General features: G+C 63.2%; 22 protein-coding genes. 14 read left to right on the forward strand and 8 right to left on the reverse strand.

Annotated elements, in window-relative coordinates; translation table 11 throughout:
* Positions 1 to 53: 53 nt before the first annotated feature.
* Positions 54 to 1163, reverse strand: a complete 1110-nt coding sequence (locus tag AC0L3D_RS03695; RefSeq protein WP_023796936.1) for a Gfo/Idh/MocA family protein — start codon at positions 1161 to 1163, stop codon at positions 54 to 56.
* A gap of 154 nt (positions 1164 to 1317) precedes the next feature.
* Between AC0L3D_RS03695 and AC0L3D_RS03700 the strand changes: the two genes are divergently transcribed.
* The 9 genes from AC0L3D_RS03700 to phnN all read left to right on the forward strand — a co-directional run bounded on the left by AC0L3D_RS03700 (position 1318) and on the right by phnN (position 10895).
* Entirely contained in the window at positions 1318 to 2163 is an 846-nt protein-coding gene (locus AC0L3D_RS03700; protein ID WP_473626890.1) for a MurR/RpiR family transcriptional regulator, read from the forward strand.
* Between the two features lie 145 nt (positions 2164 to 2308).
* On the forward strand, positions 2309 to 4243 hold the full coding sequence (locus AC0L3D_RS03705; protein WP_023796938.1) for a bifunctional 5-dehydro-2-deoxygluconokinase/5-dehydro-2-deoxyphosphogluconate aldolase: 1935 nt from the start codon (positions 2309 to 2311) through the stop codon (positions 4241 to 4243).
* 35 nt (positions 4244 to 4278) lie between these two features.
* Positions 4279 to 6129 (forward strand): 3D-(3,5/4)-trihydroxycyclohexane-1,2-dione acylhydrolase (decyclizing), encoded by a 1851-nt coding sequence (iolD, locus tag AC0L3D_RS03710; RefSeq protein WP_473626887.1) that lies wholly within the window; start codon positions 4279 to 4281, stop codon positions 6127 to 6129.
* A gap of 44 nt (positions 6130 to 6173) precedes the next feature.
* Entirely contained in the window at positions 6174 to 7091 is a 918-nt protein-coding gene (gene iolE / locus AC0L3D_RS03715; RefSeq protein ID WP_473643173.1) for a myo-inosose-2 dehydratase, read from the forward strand.
* Between the two features lie 48 nt (positions 7092 to 7139).
* Positions 7140 to 7358 carry a DUF3329 domain-containing protein gene (locus tag AC0L3D_RS03720; RefSeq protein WP_473643175.1) on the forward strand — a complete coding sequence of 73 codons (219 nt, stop codon included), beginning with the start codon at positions 7140 to 7142 and terminating at the stop codon, positions 7356 to 7358.
* Between the two features lie 6 nt (positions 7359 to 7364).
* Positions 7365 to 8177 carry a 5-deoxy-glucuronate isomerase gene (gene iolB / locus AC0L3D_RS03725; protein ID WP_023796942.1) on the forward strand — a complete coding sequence of 271 codons (813 nt, stop codon included), beginning with the start codon at positions 7365 to 7367 and terminating at the stop codon, positions 8175 to 8177.
* A gap of 153 nt (positions 8178 to 8330) precedes the next feature.
* A complete protein-coding gene (locus tag AC0L3D_RS03730) occupies positions 8331 to 9038 on the forward strand; it encodes a DUF1045 domain-containing protein (RefSeq protein WP_473626885.1) in 708 nt (235 codons plus the stop codon).
* Between the two features lie 91 nt (positions 9039 to 9129).
* Positions 9130 to 10269: an alpha-D-ribose 1-methylphosphonate 5-triphosphate diphosphatase gene (locus tag AC0L3D_RS03735; RefSeq protein ID WP_023796944.1), complete on the forward strand. Its 1140-nt coding sequence runs from the start codon at positions 9130 to 9132 to the stop codon at positions 10267 to 10269.
* Positions 10266 to 10895 (forward strand): phosphonate metabolism protein/1,5-bisphosphokinase (PRPP-forming) PhnN, encoded by a 630-nt coding sequence (gene phnN / locus AC0L3D_RS03740; RefSeq protein WP_023796945.1) that lies wholly within the window; start codon positions 10266 to 10268, stop codon positions 10893 to 10895. Before AC0L3D_RS03735 ends, phnN begins: the two co-directional genes overlap by 4 nt.
* A 48-nt stretch (positions 10896 to 10943) precedes the next feature.
* Here the strand turns inward: phnN and AC0L3D_RS03745 are convergent, their stop codons facing one another.
* The 3 genes from AC0L3D_RS03745 to AC0L3D_RS03755 form a co-directional block, all read right to left on the reverse strand.
* Positions 10944 to 11939, reverse strand: a complete 996-nt coding sequence (locus AC0L3D_RS03745; RefSeq protein ID WP_023796946.1) for an ABC transporter permease — start codon at positions 11937 to 11939, stop codon at positions 10944 to 10946.
* Between the two features lie 82 nt (positions 11940 to 12021).
* The gene (locus AC0L3D_RS03750) at positions 12022 to 13566 is read right to left on the reverse strand and encodes a sugar ABC transporter ATP-binding protein (protein WP_023796947.1); all 1545 of its coding nucleotides are present in this window, start codon (positions 13564 to 13566) and stop codon (positions 12022 to 12024) included.
* A gap of 221 nt (positions 13567 to 13787) precedes the next feature.
* Complete coding sequence (locus AC0L3D_RS03755; protein WP_473643176.1) at positions 13788 to 14750, reverse strand: sugar-binding protein; 963 nt, start codon at positions 14748 to 14750, stop codon at positions 13788 to 13790.
* A 591-nt stretch (positions 14751 to 15341) separates the two neighbouring features.
* Between AC0L3D_RS03755 and AC0L3D_RS03760 the strand changes: the two genes are divergently transcribed.
* Positions 15342 to 16481, forward strand: coding sequence for a LacI family DNA-binding transcriptional regulator (locus AC0L3D_RS03760; RefSeq protein ID WP_023796950.1), 1140 nt, complete (start codon positions 15342 to 15344; stop codon positions 16479 to 16481).
* Between the two features lie 426 nt (positions 16482 to 16907).
* Here the strand turns inward: AC0L3D_RS03760 and AC0L3D_RS03765 are convergent, their stop codons facing one another.
* Positions 16908 to 17231: a winged helix-turn-helix transcriptional regulator gene (locus AC0L3D_RS03765; protein ID WP_023796951.1), complete on the reverse strand. Its 324-nt coding sequence runs from the start codon at positions 17229 to 17231 to the stop codon at positions 16908 to 16910.
* Positions 17232 to 17325: 94 nt separating this feature from the next.
* On the opposite strand from AC0L3D_RS03765, the gene AC0L3D_RS03770 reads away from it, so the two are divergent.
* Positions 17326 to 18129 (forward strand): NAD(P)-dependent oxidoreductase, encoded by an 804-nt coding sequence (locus AC0L3D_RS03770; RefSeq protein WP_473643178.1) that lies wholly within the window; start codon positions 17326 to 17328, stop codon positions 18127 to 18129.
* A gap of 604 nt (positions 18130 to 18733) precedes the next feature.
* Here the strand turns inward: AC0L3D_RS03770 and AC0L3D_RS03775 are convergent.
* Positions 18734 to 18880, reverse strand: coding sequence for a hypothetical protein (locus AC0L3D_RS03775; protein WP_156942541.1), 147 nt, complete (start codon positions 18878 to 18880; stop codon positions 18734 to 18736).
* Between the two features lie 45 nt (positions 18881 to 18925).
* Here AC0L3D_RS03775 and AC0L3D_RS03780 point away from each other — a divergent pair, with 45 nt between their 5' ends.
* The 3 genes from AC0L3D_RS03780 to AC0L3D_RS03790 all read left to right on the forward strand — a co-directional run bounded on the left by AC0L3D_RS03780 (position 18926) and on the right by AC0L3D_RS03790 (position 23590).
* Positions 18926 to 19183, forward strand: coding sequence for an SRPBCC domain-containing protein (locus AC0L3D_RS03780; RefSeq protein ID WP_023796954.1), 258 nt, complete (start codon positions 18926 to 18928; stop codon positions 19181 to 19183).
* Between the two features lie 706 nt (positions 19184 to 19889).
* Positions 19890 to 22445, forward strand: coding sequence for a protein translocase subunit SecDF (gene secDF, locus AC0L3D_RS03785; protein WP_473626881.1), 2556 nt, complete (start codon positions 19890 to 19892; stop codon positions 22443 to 22445).
* 188 nt (positions 22446 to 22633) lie between these two features.
* Positions 22634 to 23590 (forward strand): LysR family transcriptional regulator, encoded by a 957-nt coding sequence (locus AC0L3D_RS03790; protein ID WP_473626880.1) that lies wholly within the window; start codon positions 22634 to 22636, stop codon positions 23588 to 23590.
* Here AC0L3D_RS03790 and AC0L3D_RS03795 read toward each other — a convergent pair.
* Complete coding sequence (locus AC0L3D_RS03795; protein ID WP_473531358.1) at positions 23585 to 23710, reverse strand: hypothetical protein; 126 nt, start codon at positions 23708 to 23710, stop codon at positions 23585 to 23587. The genes AC0L3D_RS03790 and AC0L3D_RS03795 overlap by 6 nt on opposite strands.
* Positions 23701 to 24309 carry an ArsR/SmtB family transcription factor gene (locus tag AC0L3D_RS03800; protein ID WP_473531357.1) on the reverse strand — a complete coding sequence of 203 codons (609 nt, stop codon included), beginning with the start codon at positions 24307 to 24309 and terminating at the stop codon, positions 23701 to 23703. The genes AC0L3D_RS03795 and AC0L3D_RS03800 overlap by 10 nt, the downstream gene beginning before the upstream one ends.
* Positions 24310 to 24318 lie beyond the last annotated feature (9 nt).

A 24318-nucleotide genomic window follows, 5' to 3' on the forward strand; every position in this document is an offset into this window, starting at 1 on the left:
AGCTGACGCCGTTGGCCGCGAAAGCGCGGCCGGCGGCCGGCTGGAAGCAGCCTCTACCGCACCGCCACCCAGCGCTGTTCCTCGAACGAGCGCGCCATGGCATGCACCGTGCGCTCGATCTCAAGGCCTTCGTCAAAATCGATGATCCGCGCCGGCTTGCCGGCCAGCCGCATCAAAAGCTCGCGGCATTCGATGATCTTGAGGTCGTTGAAGCCGAGGCCGTGGCCGGGCGCCGGCAGGAAGGCGTCGTAGGGCTTGTGGTGCGGCGCCACCAGGATGGTGCGATAGCCTTGCTCGGTCGGGCGGTCGGCTGTCAGGTAAAGCTGGAACTCGTTCATCTGCTCCTGGTCGTACAGGATCGAGCCCTTCGAGCCGAAGATCTGAATGGCGATCCGGCCCTTGCGGCCCCAGGCCGAACGGTTGACCAGCAGCGTGCCGGCAATGCCGTTTTCGAGATGCATCAGCACGCTGGCGATGTCGTAGGTCTCGACCGCGCGACGCCCGCCTGATGCGACGCGGCGATCGGCATAGGGTTTTGCCATGTCGCACATGACGCGGGCGACGCGGCCGAACAGCACCGAGACCAGCGACAGCGGATGCACGGCGAAATCGTCGAGGGCGCCGTAACCGGACGCCGCCTCGTGCTTCCAGAAGAACAGCGCCTCCGGGTCGGCCATGAAATCCTCGTCCATCTCGATGCGCAGATGATTGACTTCACCGATGATCTTTTCGTCGAGCAGCGCACCGATATGGCGGATGACCGGATTCTGGATGTAGTTGTAGCCGAGCGCGGCCACCTTGCCGGACTTTTTGGCCGCGGCCGCCATGGCTTGCGCCTCGGAAAAACTCGGCGCCATCGGTTTTTCGCACCACAGATGCTTGCCGGCTTCGAGGATGGCGATGGCCATCTCCGGGTGGAACTGGTTCGGCGTGGTCAGCGAGACGATATCGACGTCCGGGTCATCGACGACGGCGCGCCAGTCGCCGGAGCCCTTGGCGAAGCCGAACTCGGCTGCCCGGCGCTTGGCAAGGTCGTCATCGACCTCGCCGAGATGGACCAGCCTTGGCTTGGCCACGTCGGGAAAGACGGTGCCGACCGCGTTCCAGGCAATGGAATGGCACTTGCCCATGAACCCCGTGCCGATAAGACCGACTCCGACCATTTCCTTGTCTCCGCTGCCAGAAAGGTTGTGTGGATGAATTAGTCCATTTTTTCCAGAAATGGAACGCATGGCTCATTTTTTATGGCCTTCTTGCACAGGCTCGCTATGATGGGGCATCACACGGCATCGACTGATGGACCTGGGCGGAGCGACTATGGACGAACGGGTGCCCCGCGATTTCGAGACGCTGCGTACGACGATCCTGGAACGGCGCCTGAGCCTGCCCAAGCGCATCGCGCAGATCGCCGCCTATGCGCTCGACAATCCCGACGATATTGCCTTCGGCACAGCCGCCAGCATCGCCGCCTCCGCCGGCGTCCAGCCTTCGACCTTGATCCGCTTCGCCCAGCAGCTCGGCTTCGACGGCTTCACCAGCCTGCAACTGGTGTTTCGTGAGCGCCTGCGCGAGCGCAATTCGTCTTATGATGAAAGACTGGCGGCATTGCGCGCCAAGGCCGAGGAAGGCGCCGGTCACCGGGCGATTTTCGACGGCTTCGTCGCCGCGGCGAGCACCTCGCTCAACGATATTTCAGGCAGGTTGAACGAAGACCATTTCGAAGCTGCCATCGCCTTGCTGGCGAAGGCGGAGACGATTTATGTGCTGGCCAAGCGCCGCTCCTATCCGGTCGCCTCCTACATCGCCTATGCGCTGGGCAAGCTCAAGATCCGCAACCAGCTGATCGAATCAGCCGCCGGCCTCAACGCCGAGATGATCAGCTTTGCCTCGCCCAGGGATGCCGTCATCGCCATCAGTTTCTCGCCTTATGCCCCGGCGACCATTGAGGAGGCGCGCGTCATCTCGGAGCAAGGCGTTCCGATCGTAGCGATCACCGACAGTTCCTTTTCCCCGCTCGCCCAGTTCGCCAGAGTCTGGTTCGAGGTCGCCGAGGCCGATTTCGCCGGCTTCCGCTCGCTGTCGGCGACGATGGCGCTGGCCATGGCGCTGACCGTTGCGGTCGGCGAAAAGCGGCGCGACACCGGCGGGAAGCACAAGGCCTGACAGGCTACTTTTCGGCAAAGGAACGCGCGTTCCATATTGACTATCGATTGGAATTATTATTTCATATTGCCGGCGCCACGCTGCCGCTCGCGCGTGTTACCCAAACAATGTGTTACCAAGACAACAAGGCTGATGGGAGGTTCGAATGAGCGAAGCCGTGGACGCGAAACATGCGCCGCTCGACGTCATCACCATCGGCCGCGCCTCGGTCGATCTTTATGGCCAGCAGATCGGCTCGCGCCTGGAGGACATCACCTCCTTTGCCAAGTCGGTCGGCGGCTGTCCGGCCAACATTTCGGTCGGCACGGCGAGGCTCGGCCTGCGCTCGGCGCTGCTCACCCGCGTCGGCGACGAGCAGATGGGCCGCTTCATCCGCGAGCAGTTGACGCGCGAAGGGGTTTCGGTTGACGGCCTCAGGACCGATCCGGACCGGCTGACCGCGCTGGTGCTGCTGTCGGTCGAGGACGAGGGCGTGTCGCCGATGATCTTCTATCGCACCGACTGCGCCGACATGGCGCTTTCGGAAGACGACATCGATGAGACGTTCATCGCTTCGGCACGCGCGATCGTCGTCACCGGCACGCATTTTTCGCGGCCCAACAGCGACGCCGCGCAGCGCAAGGCGATCCGTGCCATCAAGGCCACGGGCGGCAAAGTGGTGTTCGACATCGACTACCGCCCTAATCTGTGGGGCCTTGCAGGCCATGCCGAAGGCTTCGAGCGCTATGTGAAATCCGACCGGGTCTCCGCCCAGCTGAAGACAGTGCTGCCCGACTGCGACCTGATCGTCGGCACCGAAGAAGAGATCATGATCGCCTCCGGTGCCGATGATTGCCTGAGCGCGTTGAAGACGATCCGCTCGCTATCCAAGGCCACGATCGTCTTGAAGCGCGGCGCCATGGGCTGCATCGTCTATGACGGGCCGATCAGCGACGACCTCGAGGACGGGATCGTTGGCAAGGGCTTTCCGATCGAGGTCTACAATGTGCTCGGCGCCGGCGATGCCTTCATGTCGGGTTTTTTGCGCGGCTGGCTCGGCGGCGAGAGCCTGGAGACGGCAGCGACCTGGGCCAACGCCTGCGGCGCCTTCGCCGTGTCGCGGCTGCTCTGTGCGCCGGAATATCCGACCTTCGAGGAATTGCAGTTCTTCCTGAAGAACGGCAGCAGGCAGCTGGCGCTGCGCAAGGACGAGGCGATCAACCATATCCATTGGGCGACGACGCGCCGGCGCGACATTCCATCGCTGATGGCGCTGGCCTGCGATCACCGTATCCAGCTCGACGATGTCGCCGCGAAGGCAGGCGCCGACCCGTCGCGCATCCATGATTTCAAGGTGCTGACGGTCAAGGCGGCGGCAAAGGTTGCCGCCGGCCGCGCTGGCTACGGCATGCTGCTCGACGAAAAATACGGCCGCGAGGCGATGTTCGAATTCGCCCGCCATTCCTTCGCCTGGCTCGGCCGGCCGGTCGAACTGCCGGGATCGCGGCCACTTCGTTTCGAATTCTCGCAGGATATCGGCTCGCAACTGATCGAGTGGCCGGTCGACCATTGCATCAAGTGCCTGTGCTTCTACCACCCCGACGACCCGGAGGCGCTGAAGACCGAGCAGCAGCAGAAGCTCAAAAGCCTGTTCGAGGCCGCGCGGAAAGTAGGCAGAGAACTTCTCATCGAGATCATCGCCGGCAAGCACGGCGAACTCGACGACACGACGATCCCGCGGGCGCTGCAGGAACTCTATGCGCTTGATATCAAGCCCGACTGGTGGAAGCTTGAACCGCAGGCCTCAGCCGGGGCCTGGGTGAAGATCGAAGCGGTGATCCTGAAGAACGATCCGTGGTGCCGCGGGGTTGTGCTGCTCGGCCTCGAAGCGCCACAGGACGAACTGGAAGTGGCCTTTGCCGCCACCGCCAAGGCACCGATCGTCAAGGGCTTCGCCGTCGGTCGCACCATCTTCATCAACGCGGCCGAACAATGGCTTGCCGGCAAGATGTCGGACGAGGAGGCGGTGGCCGACATGGCGTCGCGCTTCGAGGGGCTGACCGAGGCATGGCTTGCCGCGCGCGGCCGCAAAGCAGCATAAGAAGGCGCGGCACAAGGACTGCGGAGGAAAACAACATGACCAAGACAATACGCCTGACGATGGCGCAGGCGCTGACCCGCTTTCTCGGCTGCCAGATGACCGAGATCGACGGCAGGAAAATGCCGATCTTCGGCGGCGTCTGGGCGATCTTCGGCCACGGCAATGTCGCCGGCATCGGCGAGGCGCTTTATCAGGTGCGCGACGAATTGCCGACTTTTCGCGCCCACAACGAACAGGCCATGGCGCATGCGGCGATCGCCTATGCCAAGGCCAATTTCCGCCGCCGGTTCATGGCGGCGACCAGTTCGATCGGCCCCGGCGCGCTCAACATGGTGACGGCGGCGGCACTTGCGCATGTAAACCGGTTGCCCGTCCTGTTTCTCCCCGGCGACGTCTTCGCCAATCGTATCCCCGATCCCGTGCTGCAGCAGGCAGAGGATTTCTCCGACGGTACCGCGACGGTCAATGACTGCTTCCGGCCGGTGTCGCGCTATTTCGACCGCATCACCCGGCCCGAGCAGATCATCCCGGCGCTCAACCGTGCCATGCAGGTGCTGACCGATCCGGCCGAATGCGGACCGGTGACTTTGGCGCTCTGCCAGGACGTGCAGGCCGAGGCCTTTGATTACCCCGAGAGCTTCTTTGCCGAACGGGTCTGGCATCAGCGCCGGCCGCGTCCGGACCGTGGGGAATTGGCGGCCGCCGTGGCGGCGCTGAAGGCGGCAACAAAGCCCTTGGTGATTGCCGGCGGCGGCGTGCTTTATTCGCAGGCTTCCGGCGAACTGGCGAAGCTGGCGCAAGGCGCCGGCATCCCGGTCTGCGAGACGCAGGGCGGCAAATCCTCGCTGCCGGACGATCATCCGCTCAACATGGCGGCGGTCGGCGTCACCGGCACTTTGGCGGCCAACCGGCTGGCTGAAGAAGCCGATGTCGTGCTTGCCGTCGGCACCAGGCTGCAGGATTTCACCACCGGCTCGTGGGCGCTGTTCAAGAATTCCGGCAAGACCGTCATCGGGCTGAACGTCCAGCCTTTTGACGCGGGCAAGCACCAGGCGTTGCCGCTGGTCGCCGATGCGGCGGAAGGGCTGGCCGAACTCGGCGCGGCGCTGAATGGCTGGCAGGCGCCGGCTGCCTGGACCGATAATGCGGCCAGCGGGAAGAAAGAATGGCAGGCCGAAGCCGGCAAGGTGACGGCCTCGACCAATGCCGCCTACCCGTCGGACGCGCAGGTGATCGGCGCCGTGCAGCGCGCCATGGGCTCCGACGTGATATTGCTTCATGCCGCCGGCGGCCTGCCCGGCGAATTGCACAAGCTCTGGCAGGCGGGCGCGCCCGGCTCCTACCACGCCGAATACGGCTTCTCGACCATGGGCTACGAGATCGCTGGCGGGCTCGGCGTCAAGATGGCGAAGCCCGACGAAGAGGTCGTCGTCATGATCGGCGACGGCTCCTATCTGATGCTCAATTCCGAGATCGCAACCTCGGTCATGCTCGGCCTCAAGCTGACCATCGTGCTGCTCGACAACAGGGGCTACGGCTGCATCAACCGGCTGCAGATGGCAACCGGCGGCGCCAACTTCAACAATCTGCTGAAGGACGCCCGCCACGAGATTTTGCCCGACATCGACTTCGCGGCGCATGCGGCAAGCCTCGGCGCCATCGCCGAGAAGGTTTCGTCGATCGCCGGGTTGGAAACGGCGCTGGCAAAGGCGAAAGGCGATAGCAAGACGACGGTACTGGTCATCGACACCGATCCACTGGTGTCTACCGATGTCGGCGGCCATTGGTGGGACGTCGCCGTGCCGGAAGTTTCTTCGCGGCCGCAGGTCAACGCCGCACGCAAAGCCTATGAAGAAAAGCGGCGGATGCAGAGTGTTGGTGATTGATGTCGGCGAATGAAAATTGAACGAACTGACATTGGAGTGACGACTTGAAAGCCAAACTGGGCATGTCCCCCATTGCATGGTGGAACGACGATCTTGCGGAACTCAGCGATGATGTGTCGCTGGAGGAATGCTTGGCGCAGTCGCGATCGGCGGGCTTCACCGGCATGGAAATGGGCCGCCGTTTTCCCAGTGATCCGAAAATCATGCTGCCGATCCTGAAGGAGGCCGACGTGACGCTCTGCGGCGGCTGGTTCTCCGGTACGCTGGTCGACGACGACATGGCCAGGAATAAGGATCGCATCCAACCGATGATCGATCTGTTCAAGGCGGTGAACGCGCCCTGCATCGTCTATGGCGAGGTCGGCCGCTCCATCCAGGGTGACCGCTCAAAGCCGCTCGCCACCAAGCCGAGGCTTTCGGACGACGAGATGAAAGCCTATGCGAGGCGTCTCACCCAGTTCGGCGAATGGTGCGCCGAGCAGGGCATGCCGCTCTCCTACCACCATCATATGGCGGCGGTCGTCGAGACCGAGCCGGAGCTCGACGCCTTCATGCGCTATTCGGGAGAAGGCATTCCACTGCTGCTCGACGCCGGTCATCTGGCCTTTGCCGGCGGCGATGTGCTGCGCGCCATCGACAACCATCACCGGCGCATCAATCATGTCCATGTCAAGGACGTTCGCATGGACGTGATCGAAAAACTCGATCGCCAAAAGCAATCCTTCCTCGATGCCGTGGCGCTCGGCGCCTTCACGGTGCCGGGCGATGGCTCGCTGGATTTTGGTGCCATTGTGGAAAGGCTGGCGAACTACGGCTATGAAGGCTGGTTCGTGGTCGAGGCCGAGCAGGATCCCAAGAAGAATCCGCCGCTCAGGATGGCGCAAGTCGGCTACACGGAATTGATGCGGGTGATGACAGCCGCCGGCTACACGGTTGAAACGCAGGGCTTCCCCAATGCTTGAGCGACTCTATTCCCGGCGACGGGGCGATCCGATGCGGGGGCTGATCCGATGAAGGACTCCGAGGATCCGTTCTTCAGGCCCCTGTGGCGGCGCGTTGCCATCGTCGCCGTCTGCCTGGGCTGGGCCGTGGTCGAGTTTGCCACCGGCGTGCCGTTCTGGGGCACGATCGCGCTCGGCTTCGCCGGCTATGCCGTCTGGCAATTCTTCTATCTCTACAAGCCGGCCGACGGCGGCAAGGATTCGGCCGACACCGAACCAAAGGAGTGAGGCTGGATGTCGAAACTGCTCGTCAAAGCCGATAAGGGCCATGGCCGCGTCGCCCATGTGACGCCGCAAAACGCCGGCTGGACCTATGTCGGTTTCGATCTGCATCGATTGCGGCCCGGCGAGACCGTCTCCGGACAAACCGCGAGCCGTGAAGTCTGCCTGGTGTTCGTCACCGGCGAGGGCAAGGCCAAGGCCGGCGGCAACGATCTCGGCCTGCTCGGCGAACGCATGTCGCCCTTCGAAGGCAAGCCGTGGTCGATCTATGTGCCGCAGGGCTCTGACTGGTCGGTGACCGCCGACACCGGTCTCGAACTCGCGGTCTGCTCAGCGCCGGGGCTTGGCGGCGGCCTGCCGGTCCGCGTCATTGCGCCAAAAGATCTCGGCCAGGAGGTTCGCGGCAAGGGCACCAACACGCGCTATGTCACCAACATCCTGCCGGAAGGCAAGCCGGCCGATTCATTGCTGGTGGTCGAGGTCATCACGCCTGGCGGCCACACGTCGAGCTACCCACCGCACAAGCATGACCAGGACAATCTGCCGGCCGAGTCCTATCTCGAGGAGACCTATTACCACCGCCTCAATCCGCCGCAGGGCTTTGCCTTCCAGCGCGTCTACACCGATGCCGACCGGAACGGGGCTCGTTCGCTCGACGAGGCGATGGCGATCGAGGACGGCGACGTCGTGCTGGTGCCCAAGGGTTATCACCCTTGCGCCGCCTGCCATGGCTACGACCTCTACTACCTCAACGTCATGGCCGGGCCGAAGCGGACGTGGAAGTTCCACAACGCGCCCGAGCACGAATGGCTGATGAAGGCCTGAGGCGCTGCCCGTCCGGGTCGGCAACTGGCCCAAGGCGAAAAAAATCGTCGGCTAATGACCCGCCTGAACAAGTTTGTTATCAGGAGCGATCATCAGCTTCGTCATTTCGTCATGCAAATCGCCTATGGCAGCGGGAGTTGACGAGGACTTTCGATGCGCTACGCTATCTATTCCACCCCCCGGCAGGACGAACCGCTGGCGCGGATCGCCGCCAATTGGCTCGGCCGTGACCCGTTCGGCGCCGCCACGAGGCCGGTCGAGGCCGTGGGCGAACTGTCGGCGGCGGAAGTCGCCTTCCATACCGCTTCGGCGCGCCGCTACGGTTTTCATGCGACGCTGAAGGCGCCCTTCCGGCTGGCTTCGAACGAAACGGAAGCCGCGCTTCGCGCGGCACTGGACGATTTCGCCGAAACGACGCCGGTGGTGACGATCCCACGGCTGGTCGTCAGCCAGATCGACGGCTTCTTCGCGCTGGTGCCGGAAGGGCCGCTGCCGGCGCTCAACCGCTTCGCCGACGACGTCGTGCGCGACTTCGACCGTTTTCGCGCGCCGCTGAGCGAGGCTGAGATCGAACGGCGCAGCCCTGACTCGCTGAAGCCGGCTGAATTCCGCAATCTCTGCCAGTGGGGTTACCCCTATGTCTTCGAGACCTTCCGTTTTCACATGACGCTGTCCGGCCGGGCCTCGTCACAGGAAGGCCCTCGTCTTCGCGCAGCAATCGACAGCCTGTTTGCGGGAGTCCTGCAACGGCCGGTGCCGGTGGACGCACTGACCCTGTTTGTCGAAACCGAACCTGGCGCCCCGTTCATGGTGCTCTCCCATCACGCGCTCGGGCGCCGCCCGGCGAGAAAAACCGCCTGAAATACAATTTGTTCAACCGCTTTTGTGCGACGCCAACTCATCCCAATCGGTGATTCAATTGGCTGCAAAAATGCTCCAAGGACTGCCTGAAATGACCGTCGAGACCGTTCTCAACAATGCCCGCATCGTGCTTGCCGACGAGATCGTCGAAGGCTCGATCGTGCTGCGCGACGGCTTGATCGCCGGGATCGATGCCGGCGCCGGCCGAAGCGGCGAGGACATGGGCGGCGATTTCATCATTCCCGGGCTGGTCGAGCTTCACACCGACCACCTCGAAGGCCATTACGCGCCGCGGCCGAAGGTGCGCTGGAACCCGATCGCCGCCGTTCTCGCCCACGACGCGCAGGTGGCGACCGCCGGCATCACCACCGTGCTCGATGCCTTGCGCGTCGGCATGGACGACGACGCCGACATGAATTCGGCCGACATGCGCAAGCTGGCCGATGCGATCGAGGACAGCGTCCAGCAGGACCGGCTGCGGGCCGACCATTTCATCCATCTGCGCTGCGAGGTTTCGGCGCCGGATTGCCTCGCAGCCTTCGCGCATTTTGACGGCGATGACAGGATCAAGCTGGCGTCGCTGATGGACCATGCGCCGGGACAGCGCCAGTTCGTCGATTTGGAAACCTATGCCTATTACTACCGGCGCAAGCTGAAGCTGACGGACCGCGAATTCCAGCAATTCTGCGAGAAGCGGATGGCGGAGTCGGCGACGAATTCGGGGCCGAACCGCGCCTTCATCGCTGCCGCCTGCCATCAGCGCGGCATCGTGCTGGCCAGCCATGACGACGCCACGACCGGCCATGTCGACGAGGCGATCGAACAAGGCGTCCGCGTCGCCGAATTCCCGACCACCAAAGAGGCCGCAAAAGCTTCGAAGGCCGCCGGGCTCGGGGTGCTGATGGGCGCCCCGAACGTCATGCGCGGCGCCTCGCATTCGGGCAATGTTTCGGCCCGGACACTCGCCGGCGAAGGCCTGCTCGACATATTGTCGTCCGACTACATCCCCTTCAGCCTGATCCAGTCGGCGTTTTTCCTCGGCGACGTTGTCGATGGCATCTCCCTGCCGCAGGCGGTGGCGATGGTTTCGAAGAACCCGGCCGAGGCAGTCGGCCTTGCCGACCGTGGTGTCATCGAGCAAGGCCGGCGCGCCGATCTGGTTCGCGTCCGTCTTGACGATCATGTCCCGGTTGTCCGCACGGTCTGGCGGCAGGGACGTCGGGTCGCGTGATGGTGTCGGCGTCGATCGAGCGTGAATTGTCCGCCGCGGCGTTTCCGATCCGCGACGGGGTGTTCGTCGCTGTCGTCGGGCCGAGCGGCGCCGGCAAGGACACGGTGATCGGCTATGCCCGGTCGCTGTTTGCCGACGAGACCCGGCTGGAGTTCGTGCGCCGGGTCATCACCCGGCCGAGCGACACGGCAAGCGAGGATCACGACACGCTGGCCGATGCGGCCTTCGTCGAGGCGGAAGCGGACGGCGCCTTCGCCATCTCCTGGGAGGCGCATGGCTTGCGCTACGGCATCCCGGCTGAAGTCGACCGGTCGGTGGCCAATGGCCGCGTCGCCATCGCCAATGTCTCCCGCGCCATCATCCCGGCGCTGCGTGATCGCTATGCCAATCTGGCTGTCGTCGAGATCACCGCATCGCCGCAGATCCTGGCCGAACGACTGGCGATGCGCGGCCGCGAGTCGCGCGGCGAAGTGCTGGCGCGGCTGGCGCGCAGCGCCAATGTGGCGTTGTCCGGGCCAGGCGTCACCCCGATCGACAATAGCGGCCAGCGCGAGGCGGCCGGCGAGCGTTTTGTTGAAGTGCTGCGCAAGGCAATGGCCTTCTCCGACCGGTCGGGCACGATTTAAGCCGCCTCTTACCTTCTCCCTCTGTGGGAGAAGGGAGAGGCGGAGCCGCTACTCCGCTGCCGCGCCGGCCGCGCCCTTGCGGGTTGCCTCCAGCATCAGCCGCCGCTCCCGGTACACGCCCCATTGCTGGTCGACCAGCACGCCGATCAAAATCACGCCGCCCATCACCGCGAAATTGAGCGAGGACGGGATGCCGAGCAGGTTGACGAGGTTTTGCAGTTCCTGCAGCAGAACCGTGCCCAGGATCACGCCGAGCAGCGAGCCTTCGCCGCCGCGCAGCGAGAAGCCGCCGAGCACGGCTGCGGCAATGGCGTAGAGTTCGTAGAACTGGCCGTGGCTGGCCGGCGAGATCGAGCGCGTGTACATGGCGAAATAGATCGCCGACAGCGCCGTCAGCACACCGCAGATGACATAGGCCGCCATGACGACGCGGCCGGTGCGGATGCCCGAATATTTCGCCGCCTCCTCGTTCTTGCCGATGGCGTAGAGGTAGCGGCCGAACACCGAACGGTGCAGCACCACCCACATCACGATGGCGATGACGATCAGCGCGATGAAGCTGTTCGGCACGCCATAGGATCGCCCGGCGGTCAGGAATTCGAGCTCCGGAAAGTTCTGCCCGAAGGCAAAGCCCGCCGTGCCGTCGGCTGTGTAGAACCGCGCCACGCCGCGATAGATCAACAGGCCGCACAGCGTCACCACGAAAGGCTGCAATTTGAGCCGCGTGATCAGCCAGCCATGTGCCAGCCCGATGATGCCGCCAAGCACCAGGATCAGCGGCAGTGCCACCGGCCATGCCATGCCGCGCGTGGCGATGAAATCGACGAACAGGACGCCGAGCAGCGCAACCACCGAGCCGACCGACAATTCGATGCCGCCGGTGATGATGACGAAGGCTTGGCCGATCGCCAGGATGCCGAACAGCCCGATCAGGTTCGAGGTGTTGGCGAGGTTGATCGGCAGCAGGAAGCGCGGATTGATGATCGCCACCACCGCTCCGACCACGAGGATCAGGATCAGCAGGCCGAGATCTTTCTTGCTCATCGTCTTCTCCCCAATGCCTGCCTAAGCAGGTTCCGCAAAAGTGTTGCGCGGTTTTGCGACCGGAACCTGCGCCAAACAAAAGCTATTTCGGCTGCTTGCCGACGGCCAGCAGCAGCACGTTTTCCTGGCTGAACTGATCCTTGTCGAGAATGCCTGAGATCTGGCCCTCATGCATGACTGCGATGCGGTCGGAGACGCCGATCACCTCCTCCATGTCGCTCGATATCATCAGCACGGCGACGCCGGCATCGGCCAGCGCCCGCATCAGCCCGTAGATCTCCGCCTTGGCGCCGATGTCGATGCCGCGGGTCGGCTCGTCGAGGATCATCACCTTGGGGCTCATGGCCAGCCACTTGGCCAGCACCACCTTTTGCTGGTTGCCGCCCGACAGCGTGCCGGTGCGAGTCGCCACCGAGGGTGCCTTGATGCCGAGATTGCGTTTCTGCTTCTCGGCGGTGACGGCTTCGGCGCGGGCAGAAACCAGGGATCGCCGGGCATGCGCCGGCAGATTGGGAAGCGAAATATTCTGGGCAATCGACAGGTCAAGCAGGATGCCGGTCAGCTTGCGATCCTCGGGGACGAGGAAGATCCCGTTGGCCACAGCGTCGGCCGCCGAACCAAGAACCAGATCTTTTGCATCAAGCTGGAGCGCGCCGCCAAGGCTCTTCTCGATGCCGAAAAGCACGCGCGCCAGCTCCGTGCGGCCGGAGCCGACAAGACCCGCCAGGCCAAGGATTTCGCCGCGCCTGACGCCGAGATCGACCGGTCGGTCTGGATAGGCGCTGGTGCGAACGGCCTTGGCCGACAGTGCGACGGCGCCGGGCGGGCGGGCCGATTCTGCGGCCTTCTCCCGCTCCTTCAGCATGCGGCCGATCATCAGCTTGACCATAGAGTCGTGGTTGATGGCGTTCTTCGGCAGCGTGCCGGCAAGCATGCCGTCCCTCAGCACGACGACGCGATCGGCAACCCGCTCGACCTCGTGAAGGCGATGCGAGATGAAGATGACGCTGATGCCGTCGGCCTTCAGCGCCTTGATGACATCGAGCAGCTTGTCGGTTTCGGCAAGGGGCAGGCTCGACGTCGGCTCGTCGAGGATGACCAGCCGCGCCTCGATCGACAGCGCCTTGGCGATTTCGACCATCTGCTGCTGGGCAAGCGACAGCGCCGATACCGGGGTGTTTGCCGAGAAATTGGCGCCCACGCGTTTGAGCAGCGGCGCCGCCAGCGTGCGCAGCCTGGTGCGGTCGACAAGCCTGAGCGGACCGGCGCGCAACGGCTCGCGGCCGAAAAAGATGTTGGCGGCAACGTCGAGGTTTTCGAACAGGTTGAGTTCCTGGTGGACGAAGGCGATGCCGGAACCGATGCTGGCCTCGACCGTCAGCCCCTCATGGGCGACGCCGTCGACGGTGATCGTACCGGTGTCGGGTGTGGTCACGCCGCCGAGGATCTTCATCAGCGTCGACTTGCCGGCGCCGTTTTCGCCGACGAGGCCGATAACCTCGCCAGGCCTGACCTCCAGCGAAAACCCGTCCAGCGCGACCACGCCGGGATAGGTCTTGCGCACGCCCTCGAGACTGAGGAACGGGGCAATCGTGGATGCGCCGATGGATGCGTCGGAATAGTTCATCATGCCTGACAGCAGTTGGCGGGCCGGCCTCCCCGCAGATTGACGAGCCTGATCAGGTCCGTCAATAACAAGCGGAGCCAGTCACGCCAGCGTCGCGCTGCCCCTCACCCCTAACCTCTCCCCGTAAAGAACGGGGAGAGGGATTCGCCAGCGTTGCAACCACTGCCCTTCTCCCCGTTCTGCACGCGGAGAAGGTGGATGGGGGCCAGCGCCGACGACGCTCAATTTCCGGACATCGCTTTCAGATTGGCGGCATAGGCGTCGACGTCTTCCTTGCCGATGATCTTGGTCGGGATGATGATCAGGCCGTTCTCCGGAATGCCCGACTTGTCGCCCTCGAGATAGGCCGCCATCAGCTTCATGCCCTGGTAGGCCCATTCGAAGGGCTGCTGCACGACGGTGGCGGCAACGGTGCCTTCCTTCACGCCGCCGAGCGTGATCGGATCGTCGTCGAAGCCGACGACCGTGATCTGGCCGAGCTTGCCGGCGTCGCGCAGCGCTTCATAGATGCGCGGGGTGTTGTAGGAATAGAAGCCGACCATGCAGGTGACGTCGGGGCTGGCGACCAGCGCGTCCTCGACGTTCTTCTTGGCGCGGGCCTGGTCGATGTCGTCGCCACGCACGTCGATCAGCTCGATCTTGGTGCCGGCGAGCCCTTCCTTCATGCCTTCGATGCGCTCTTTGGCATTGTCGGCGCCGAGCAGGCCGACGAAGCCGAGGCATTTGCCGCCGTCGGGCATCGCCTTCTTGGCGATCTCGGCCGCCTGCTTGCCGGCATCGATGTTGGACGAGCCGATATAGGCGATACGCTTGGTCTGCGGCGCGTCGCTGTCGGTGGTGAACAGCGCCGTCTCCGAGGCGATCTTGTTGAGCCCGTCGGTCGAGGTCTTGGGATCGACGGCCGAAACCATGATCGCCTTGACGCCGGCCGTCACCAGATCATCCATCAGCCGCTGCTGGATGGCGACCGACGACTGTTCCGGATATTTGAGCTCGAGATTGTAGTTGGGCAATTCGGTCTGGGCCTTCTTGACGCCGGCTTCGGCCGCCTTCCAGAAATCGGAAGCGCCGTTGACGACGAAGGCCAGCGTCGGTTTGTCCTGGGCACCGGCGATCGCCGTGAAGGACAGACCGAGAGCCAGGGCCGCTGCGGCGACGGACACATTTCGTATCGCAGATTTCATGTTCAACCTCCCGTTTGATCCAGTCATTTTCGCTGATCTGAACTTTGTCGAATGCGGCTTGGACGCCCTCCTCCTCAAGGGTGCTGGCAGCGAAAGAACGGCGCCATCCCAGCCGCGATTTTGGACTTTAGAGACTCATTGGCAGTTCGTATAGTCGGATTTGTCTGACATTTCTGTAATTGCGTGGCGTTGCTTTGCCGGCCCAAGAGCCCGGATGCCGCGCCACACGCCTGCTTCCCGTCATGGCCCGTTCGGTCCCGAGCCGGGCCGACGAATTGAGAATAGAACGCTTACTGCTATTAGTAAATAGTATTAGTCTCTGGTTGGAAACCTGGTTGTCGCTGGCGAATGGCTGCCTGCCGTGTGGTGAGAAAGGGAACCTTGAAATTGGATCACGTTCCCAGCAATCGATCTTCCAGAACCGCGTATCGCTGTCTCCGTGCTGCTAGCCATTCGGCTGCCAGGATGATAATAATGATTAATCGAGTGCCTGTTTTATAAATGCGAAGCGCCGTCGGCCGTCTTGCCGTCTTTAATGATGTCCCAGGACGACCGCTGGTTAGCCAAGCCGGGAATATGGAATACAATGCCATGAGCGAACCAACGGATCTGCGCGATCCTGCCCTCGAAGCCTCCCGGCGCCGAAAGCCATCGGCCAAGAATCCCAAGAGTCGCGTCACCATGACCGATATCGCCAGGGCCGCCGGCTGCTCGCAGGCAACGGTTTCGTTCGTCCTCAACAACACGCCGGGCATAAGGCTCTCGCAGCAGACCCGCGATCGGGTGATTGAGGCCGCGCGGGGTCTCGGCTATGCGCCACCAGCCTTCTCTGCTCTTCGCAGCCCTATCGCCTCGTTCGAAGGGCTGGACGGGGTGATCGGCTTCGCAGTCGATCAACTGGCGACCAGTCCCGAGGCAGTCGTCGCCATAGAAGGAGCGCGCCAAGCCTCGTGGAATGCCGGGAACGTCGTGCTGGTCGCTCAGACTTTGGGTGATTCCGTCATGGAGCCGCGCGCGATTGCGGCACTGACCAAGCGAGGCATTTCGGCGCTGATCTACATGACCATCTTCACGCGCGAGATCGCCGCGCCCGACTATCTCTACGACCTCGATATCCCGGTCATCCTGCTCAATTGCTATACCGCCGACTACGCCTTCCCCGCCGTGGTGCCGAGCGAAATCGCCGGCGGGCAGAGTTCCACCCGCCACCTGATCAGCCATGGCCACCGACGCATCGCCACCATCACCGGCGAGCCGTGGATGCAGGCGGCGCAGGATCGGCTGAAGGGCTACCGCCGGGCGCTGGCGACGGCCGACATCCCGTTCGATGCGGAGCTGGTGGTCGAGGGCGACTGGTCAGCGAGCGCCGGCTACGCCGCGACCGTCAAGCTTCTGGCGCTCAAGGACCGCCCAACCGCAATCTTCTGCCAGAACGACCGAACCGCGATCGGCTGCTACGAAGCGCTGAAGGAAGCCGGCCTGCACATCCCTGGGGATATTTCCGTGATCGGCTATGACGACGAGGAAATCGCCCGGCATCTGTTCCCGCCTTTGACGACGTCGATCCTGCCGCATATGGCGATGGGGCAATGGGCGATCGAGCAATTGGAAGTCCCTGCACCGCCCGGCCGCGGCCGCTACCCCATTACCAAGCTTGAATGCCCGCTGGTCGAGCGGGAATCGGTCAGTGCTGTGGCGCCTGGGCGCACACACGGGCTGACAGCCAGCTGAGCACCTCCAGACTTCCGTCAATGCAAACGCCGTACTGATGCCGCTCCAAGCCGGACAAGCGCCCCGCAAAGGGCAGTGGCCCGAATTGTCGCCTGGCATGGTGGATCGGGATTCTTGTATTACGAGTTCTGCGGATTGACATACGGTTGCTGCAGTCTGGTTGGATCCAAGGGTAAATCTGATCTGGTTCGCCGTTCCGCGCCGGCCTTCGAGCCCGATCTCCTCGCTGACTCGTCCATGCGGGTCGGCAACCCGCCAGAAGTTGTACTGCCATGAAGCTCCAGCATCGCCATGGCCCGCAGCGCGATTTCGTCGGTTACGGCCGGCGGCCGCCGCAGATCATCTGGCCGGACGGACGTCTGGCTGTTTCCGGCCGAGGGCGAAGCGCCATGAGCCAACTTCCAACTCGCATGGCGAACGGCATCCTTAAGCATCGGTGCGGGAAGGGAATTGCTCACCCCAACGGCATAACGCCTCTGCTCCAGCATTGAGCGCCGCTCCGCTTTCTGTCAACGAATAGACGACCTTGGTCGGCGATCCCGGATAGACTTCTCGGTTCACAAGCCCGTCAGCCTCCAGTTCGCGTAATTGCTGCGTCAGCATCTTTTCACTGATCGCCGGAATGGACTGCCTCAATCGGCCGAACCTGCGAGACGCCGTTCCAAGCTCACAAAGAATGTCCACTTTCCACTTCCCTTCGATCGCCTTGATCGCCGTTGCGAAGCCGCAATTGCCCGTCGGCTCATTCATGATGCTCTCCTTACCCTTGGGTAACCACTTACCTCCAGGTGCGTATTGTGCGCGCCATTCACTCCGACATACCTCTGCCCTTGACGGCAAAACCATGGCGCCGCTCGCCTATTGGCGTCTATTGGCATGGAGTGTTGCAATGAAGCTTTCAATCAGCGTTGTCGGGACGGGTCGTATGGGATCGGCGCTCGCCCGCGCCCTGCTCCGGTCGGGATATCGGACGACGGTCTGGAACAGGACGAAACAGAAGGCCGAACCGCTGGCCACGCTCGGCGCCACTGTCGCGGGGTCCGTCCTGGAAGCTGTCAATGCGGCTGAAATTGTCATTGTGAACGTAAGCGACTACCAGGCAACCGCTGCAGTTCTGCACGACGATGCTGTTGCTTCAGCTATTCGCGGCAAGCTGGTCGTGGAACTCACTTCGGGAACGCCGCATGGCGCACGTGAATCCGCTGAATGGTTTGCCGAGCACGGAGCCAGCTATCTCGATGGCGCAATCATGGCCACGCCGGATTTCATCGGCACAGATGCCGGGACGATACTGATCTCGGGGCCAAGGCAGGCTTTCGACGCGAACGAGGAGATGTTTCGTGCCTTGGGCGGCAATGTCCAGCATATCGGGGAAGAGCCGGGACGTGCGAACGCACTTGATAGCGCGCTGCTTGCTCTCATGTGGGGCGCGCTGTTCGGCACGCTGCATGCGATCGCCGTGAGTCAGGCCGAAGAGATCGACCTCGGCGAGTTGGCTCGGCAGTGGACCGCAACAGCACCTGTTGTTGACGGGCTTGTCGCCGACCTGATCAAGCGAACGGATGCTGGCCGTTTTGCCAGCGACGATGAGACGCTTTCGTCGATCTCCCCGCGCATTACGGCGCATTCCAGCATCTTTTGGAGCTGATGGAGGCGCGCAAGATCGACCGCTCTGTGGCCGACGGTTACGACGCGATCTTCCAACGGGCGATTGCAGCTGGCCACTTACATGATGATTTCGCAGCGTTGTCGCAATTTCTGGGATGTCCGGATAAGAGATCTCTCCGATCTGGAGTGCGAGGCGGATCCCTTCTGACTGGCTGAGCGGATTTGGTCTCCGGCCTTATTGAGGCGGACCACGCTTTGCCGTCAGCCAGCGGGATCGGGCTTTGTTGTCCGAGCATGGGCCGGTCAGACCAGTGACCTACCTGGGGGAATAGAATGCCTTTGACGCTTCTCATCGATTCGTACTGTGCTGCTTGGTCCGATCAGAACGCCGAGCAGCGGCGGGCATTGCTGTTACCGATCTGGAGCGATGGCGCGACATACACAGACCCTACAGTCCATGCGACTGGCGCGGAAGAACTGCTCGCGCACATCGCAAGAGTTCTGGCCAAGCGTCCCGGTGCCCGCATCCTACGGACAAGTGACGTGGATGTTCATCATGGGATCGGACGCTTTGCGTGGAAGTTTGTGATGCCTGATCGATCGTCCTTCCCTGAGGGTTTGGACATAGCCTTCCTCGACCCTGGTCATAAGCGAATAACGCGTATCATCGGCTTTTTTGGGCCGTTGGCACGGTCAAGCTGATCGACCAGCGCGTGCCTGCCCGTGCGCCACCAGCCGATCGATAATCTCGCAATAGCGACGCCGCTTGCCGCCATCGCCTTGGAATACATGCTGATATCGGTGGCGAGGATGGGACGGAATGCGACTGGGGCGAAGTGCTGGCCTGGGAACCGCCAAACCGCATCGTCCTGGCATGGCGGATTCGCGCCGACTGGCAATATGATCCGTCGCTGCTGACCGAAGTCGAGGTCAAGTTCTCCGAGGCCGGCGAGAACGCGACTCGCGTCGAGCTCGAGCATCGTCAGCTTGAGAACATGGGCGCTGCCGGTGAAGCGGTGCGTGAGATCTTCGAATCCGATCGTGGCTGGAGCTGTATCCTGCAAAACTATGTCCGGTTGATCGAGAAGCGGTAGGCTGCCAACCGATCGGCCAACTGACTTACCCTTTGAGTACGTGAAAGCTGCGCTTCAATTCGCAACGCAAGTGCTATAGTGAGACCAGGAAAGCGGCTCGCCGCTTACCGAGGCAACGAAAGCGAAAGCGTATTGGTCGCAGTGTATGCAAGCCGTAGCGATGGGATGAGACGAGGCGGCCGAGGACGGGACGGGCCTGGCGTCCTGCTCAGCCTGGGTGCCGGTCTGCGGCTGCTGGCTTCGCTGCTCTTTTTGCTCTGGACCATTCCTGCGGCAACAGCCGACCAGGTTGCGCATGACCTTGCCGAAGGCCAAATCGGCGAGACCGAACCGGTCACACACCCGACTGTCCTTGCCCGCAGTATTGCGCGCCACGTCGGTGCTGAGACTTCCCGTGTCAAGACACCTGTCATTGCGAGAGATGGCAAGCCGTTTTGCATTATCGCGGATTTGCGGCTGCCGCTCGAAACTGCGTCAGCCGCACCGTTTGGCATATGGTCTGACGGCCGGCCGGAACTGTCGCCGATCCGCGCCTTTGATGCGCGCGCGCCTCCGCTTCTCACGGCGTGAACCTGGCCGCGCGACCGCGGCTCTAGACTCGCAAAACTTCACATCGCGTTCCGTTCGTCGAGTTGCTCGCCGATCGGAACGCCAAAGCTCTTGTCGGAGGCGGTTTGCGCCCGATATGGGCTGAACGGACAAGAACATGCTGCATTTTTCGCGCTGGAAGACCATTCTCATCTGGCTGACGGTCCTGGCCGGTATTCTTTACGCAGCTCCCAATCTGGTTCCCGCCTCCACTCTGGCATCGCTGCCGAATTGGCTGCCCAAGCAGCAGCTGACGCTGGGGCTCGACCTTCAGGGCGGCTCGCACATCCTGCTCCAGATCGATCGGCAGGACCTTGCCAACGAACGTCTCGAAGCGGCACGCGACGAGGTCCGCACATCGCTGCGCGATGCCCAGATCGGCTATACCGGGCTTGCCGGCACCGCCAATTCCATCCAGGTCCGCATTCGCGACCAAGGCCAGATCGAAGCGGCGAAGAGCGCGCTCGAAAGGTTGGCGCAGCCGATCTCGACGGGCATGTTCATGAGCGGCTCGGTGACCGAGATGGAGATGACCGAGCCGGAACCGGGCCTGCTGCGCTTCACGCTGACCGAAGCCGGGATCGACTACCGGATCGCCGCGGCGCTGACCCAATCGATCGAGGTGGTGAGCCGGCGCGTCAACGAACTCGGCACGACCGAGCCGATCATCCAGCGCCAAGGATCGGACCGCATCATGGTCCAGGTGCCGGGCCTGCAGGATCCGCAGCGGCTGAAGGATATCCTCGGACAGACGGCTAAGCTGACCTTCCAGATGGTCGACCAGTCGATCCCGGTCGAGGAGGCGATCTCCGGCCGCCCGCCGGCGGGCTCGACGGTGATGTATTCGACGGAAGAACCGCGGGTTCCGCATCTGATCGAGAACCGGATCATCGTTTCCGGCGAAAACCTTGTCGATGCGCAGGCAACCTTCGACCAGCGCACCAACGAGCCGGTGGTCTCGTTTCGCTTCGACAGCCGCGGCGCCACCCGCTTCGGTCAGGCTACCCAGGCCAATGTCGGGCGCCTGTTCGCGATCATCCTCGACAACGAGGTGATCTCCGCGCCGCAGATCCGCGAACCGATCCTGGGCGGCACCGGGCAGATATCCGGCAGTTTCACGGTGGAGAGCGCGAACGATCTTGCGGTCCTGCTGCGCGCCGGTGCACTGCCTGCCGACCTCACCATCGTCGAGGAGCGCACCGTCGGTCCGAGCCTCGGCAGCGATTCGATCGAGGCGGGCCAGTTCGCGGCAATCATCGCCGGGGTCCTCGTCGTCGGCTTCATGCTGTTCGCCTATGGGCGACTGGGGTTGATCGCGAATATCGCGCTCCTCGCGAATGTCGCACTGATCATCGCCGTCCTGTCCGTGCTCGGGGCGACGCTGACGCTGCCTGGCATCGCCGGCATCGTGCTGACGATGGGCATGGCGGTCGATTCCAACGTCATCATCTTCGAGCGCGTCCGCGAAGAGAACCGCCAAGGGCGCTCGATCGTGCAGTCGATGGATTCCGGGTTTAAACAGGCGCTGGCGACTGTGGTCGACGCCAACGTGACGACGCTGATCGCCGCCGTCATCCTGTTCTTCCTCGGCTCGGGGCCGATCAAGGGGTTTGCCGTCACCCTCGCCATCGGTATCGTCACCACCGTGTTCACGGCGTTCACGCTGACGCGTTGGCTGGTCGCGTTCTGGCTTCGCCGGCAGCGGCCGAAAACCATGCCCGCCGGTGTCATGCGGCTGGTGCCCGACGACACGCGCGTGCCGTTCATGGCCTTCAGAAAATACGCCTTCACGCTGTCCGTGCTGTTGTCGATCGCTTCGGCGGTGCTGTTCTTCACTGTCGGCATGAACTACGGCATCGACTTCCGCGGTGGTTCGAGCATCGAGGTGCAGGCAAAGGGCCAGCAGGCCGACATCGGCGACATCCGTGAGCGGCTGACGGGTCTCGAACTGGGCGAGGTGCAGGTGCAGGAGTTCGGCTCGGCCCGGGATGTGCTGATCCGCATTGGCACACAGGGGGGCGGCGACGTTGCCGAACAGTCCGCCGTCGAGAAGGTAAGAAGCGCGCTCGAAACCGACTACGAGTTCCGCCGCATCGAGGTTGTCGGTCCGACAGTGTCCTCCGAACTCGCGTTCAACGGCACAATGGGCGTGCTCGCCTCGCTGCTGGCGATGCTCGTCTACATCTGGATCAGGTTCGAGTGGCAGTTCGGGCTCGGCGCCATCATTTCGACGTTCCACGACGTGATCCTGATGGTCGGCTTCTACGTCGTCGCCGGCATAGAGTTCAATTTGACCTCGATTGCCGCGATCCTGACTATTGTCGGCTATTCCATCAACGATACGGTTGTTGTCTATGACCGGGTCCGCGAGAATCTGCGCCGCTATAAAAGGATGCCGATTGCCGAGCTGCTCGACCTGTCGATGAACCAGACGCTGGCGCGAACGGTCCTGACCGGCGTGACCACGCTGTTTGCGCTGGCGGCGCTTTCGATCTGGGGCGGCGAGGTGATCCAGTCCTTCACGGTCGCAATGATCTTCGGCATCCTCGCCGGGACCTATTCCTCCATCTTCGTCGCCGGGCCGCTGCTGATCCTGTTCAAGCTCCGGCCGGGCGCCCTCAGCCAGGAGGAAGCCGCAGTGGCGAAAGAGCCGCCGGCGCAACAGGCCTTGTAATGGGCGGTGCCATCTCTTTGGGTCCGCTGTAGCTCCAGCGCGGCCGCCTGCTCCAGGCTGACACCCGGGACGAGCGGGTCCGCGTGACGGTGCTCGAGCCGCCATTCGCGTTCGTCCGAGCGATGCACCGCTCAGCCGGCAGAATTGCATGTTGATCTTGCTGAAGCCAATGATATGATTTCAGGATTATGCTGAATGAAATTGATCTTTCGCGCACCGATCTCAATCTCCTCGTCCTCTTCGAGGCCGTGCTCGGAGAGGGCCACGTGGGCCGGGCGGCGGACCGGCTTAACCTGACGCCATCGGCAGTCAGTCACGGACTCGGCCGGCTGCGCCGGCTCCTCAACGATCCGCTGTTCCTGAGAACGCCCAAGGGCGTGGTGCCGACGGCTCGTGCAACGGAACTGGCCGCGTCGATCGCCGACGTTCTGGCGCGCGTGCGCAGCGTGATGGCGACTGCCGCGCCCTTCGATCCCGCCACGGCCATGCGCCGGTTCGCAATCGGCGCACCGGACGGTGTCTCAGCCGTGATCCTGCGCCCGCTCCTCGCCGAACTCAGCCGGATTGCGCCACACATCGACGTCGGCGTGCGTCAGATCTTGCCCTCGCCAGCCCGCGTCTGGCGGAGCGCGATTGTCGATCTCGAGGCGCACGCCATCGATATCGCGATCATTCCGTCCGACGACATCCCGCCTCGCTTCGAAAAGCGCTGCATCTACGAAGAGGACTTTGTCATTGCCATGCGCCCTGGACATCCGTTCGCGCGTGATCCGAGCCTGGAGCGATACTGCAGCATGCAGCATCTGGTCGTCTCGGACAGCGGCGATCCTTACGGCTTCGTCGATGAACAACTGGCCAAGCAAGACCGGGCGCGACGGGTTGCGTTGACGGTTCCGAACTTCATGTTCGCGCTTGCCGTCATCGCCGAGACCGACCTCATCTCGGCCCTGCCGCGGCGGTTCGTTGCCATGCATGCGGCGCGTTTCGGCGTGCTGAGCCTCGATGCCCCGTTGCCGTTGCCCGGCTTCCGGCTCAACGCCGTCGCTCCCAAGGTCGCGATGATGGATGCGGGCGTGGCATGGCTCTTCGATCTGCTTGCAGGAGTGGAGCAGACTGCGCAGAAGCACCACAGCGGGCGATCATAGCTCGGAAAGCTTCTCGGCGCCGCCCGCGTGGATGAAATTGACAATTGCGTTTCCGCTACCGGGGACGTCCACTTGCGCCTCGACCGAGCGATTGCCGGCAGCATCTCTTCTTATTGGCATTGACCCTCCTTTGCTTGCGGATTGGCTGGTGAGGGGTGCGCCGTCACGACAAGGCGGTGCGACCGTCCCTGCGGCGCGGTTTCGTCGTGATAGCGTGCCGCCAGCGTGGTGATGGCCTCAGTCAATTCACGCGTGAACGAGGCGCGGTCGGCGGCGGAGCGGAAGCGGATTTCGGTGTCGATCGCCAAGGTCGCCAGGCGCTTGCCGGCATCGGTGGCGGCGCGCTGGAGAGCGCCAATCTCCCGCACCAGCCGAGCGCCGAGTGCGATGAGGTAGCTTGCCGACAGGCGGTCCGGGGTGCGGTTCGGATCGGCGCCGACCGGACCCAGCGCGCTCGTCGAGACGACATAGCTTGTGGCGCTCGCCACCATCAGCCGCTCGGTCAGGCCACCCCACTTCCGCGTGTCTGCAACCTGGACAAGCCCGTGCTCCTCCAGAGCATGCAGGTGGTAATTGATCTTCTGCCGCTTGAGGCCGAGGCGTGTGGCGAGGGTAGCGGCCGAGGCCGGCTCCCGCAGTTCTGAAAGGAGTTGACTCCGAACGGGCTCCAACGCGGCGGCGGCCGCGCTCGGCCGATCTATGACTTCGATATCGAGCATGCAGCCCTC

It is taken from the genome of Mesorhizobium sp. WSM4837 (genome assembly GCF_055811435.1).

What these genes read in the sequence shown, in the direction of transcription:
- AC0L3D_RS03790 (WP_473626880.1), top strand. Translation starts at nt 22,634, where the DNA reads ATGCTGAATGAAATTGATCTTTCGCGCACCGATCTCAATCTCCTCGTC.
- AC0L3D_RS03775 (WP_156942541.1), bottom strand. Translation starts at nt 18,880, where the DNA reads ATGTATTCCAAGGCGATGGCGGCAAGCGGCGTCGCTATTGCGAGATTA.
- AC0L3D_RS03735 (WP_023796944.1), top strand. Translation starts at nt 9,130, where the DNA reads ATGACCGTCGAGACCGTTCTCAACAATGCCCGCATCGTGCTTGCCGAC.
- AC0L3D_RS03770 (WP_473643178.1), top strand. Translation starts at nt 17,326, where the DNA reads ATGGCGCCGCTCGCCTATTGGCGTCTATTGGCATGGAGTGTTGCAATG.
- iolD (WP_473626887.1), top strand. Translation starts at nt 4,279, where the DNA reads ATGACCAAGACAATACGCCTGACGATGGCGCAGGCGCTGACCCGCTTT.
- secDF (WP_473626881.1), top strand. Translation starts at nt 19,890, where the DNA reads ATGCTGCATTTTTCGCGCTGGAAGACCATTCTCATCTGGCTGACGGTC.
- AC0L3D_RS03800 (WP_473531357.1), bottom strand. Translation starts at nt 24,309, where the DNA reads ATGCTCGATATCGAAGTCATAGATCGGCCGAGCGCGGCCGCCGCCGCG.
- AC0L3D_RS03760 (WP_023796950.1), top strand. Translation starts at nt 15,342, where the DNA reads ATGAGCGAACCAACGGATCTGCGCGATCCTGCCCTCGAAGCCTCCCGG.
- AC0L3D_RS03750 (WP_023796947.1), bottom strand. Translation starts at nt 13,566, where the DNA reads ATGAACTATTCCGACGCATCCATCGGCGCATCCACGATTGCCCCGTTC.
- AC0L3D_RS03730 (WP_473626885.1), top strand. Translation starts at nt 8,331, where the DNA reads ATGCGCTACGCTATCTATTCCACCCCCCGGCAGGACGAACCGCTGGCG.
- AC0L3D_RS03695 (WP_023796936.1), bottom strand. Translation starts at nt 1,163, where the DNA reads ATGGTCGGAGTCGGTCTTATCGGCACGGGGTTCATGGGCAAGTGCCAT.
- AC0L3D_RS03745 (WP_023796946.1), bottom strand. Translation starts at nt 11,939, where the DNA reads ATGAGCAAGAAAGATCTCGGCCTGCTGATCCTGATCCTCGTGGTCGGA.
- AC0L3D_RS03755 (WP_473643176.1), bottom strand. Translation starts at nt 14,750, where the DNA reads ATGAAATCTGCGATACGAAATGTGTCCGTCGCCGCAGCGGCCCTGGCT.
- AC0L3D_RS03765 (WP_023796951.1), bottom strand. Translation starts at nt 17,231, where the DNA reads ATGAATGAGCCGACGGGCAATTGCGGCTTCGCAACGGCGATCAAGGCG.
- AC0L3D_RS03720 (WP_473643175.1), top strand. Translation starts at nt 7,140, where the DNA reads ATGAAGGACTCCGAGGATCCGTTCTTCAGGCCCCTGTGGCGGCGCGTT.
- iolB (WP_023796942.1), top strand. Translation starts at nt 7,365, where the DNA reads ATGTCGAAACTGCTCGTCAAAGCCGATAAGGGCCATGGCCGCGTCGCC.
- AC0L3D_RS03795 (WP_473531358.1), bottom strand. Translation starts at nt 23,710, where the DNA reads ATGCCAATAAGAAGAGATGCTGCCGGCAATCGCTCGGTCGAGGCGCAA.
- AC0L3D_RS03705 (WP_023796938.1), top strand. Translation starts at nt 2,309, where the DNA reads ATGAGCGAAGCCGTGGACGCGAAACATGCGCCGCTCGACGTCATCACC.
- AC0L3D_RS03700 (WP_473626890.1), top strand. Translation starts at nt 1,318, where the DNA reads ATGGACGAACGGGTGCCCCGCGATTTCGAGACGCTGCGTACGACGATC.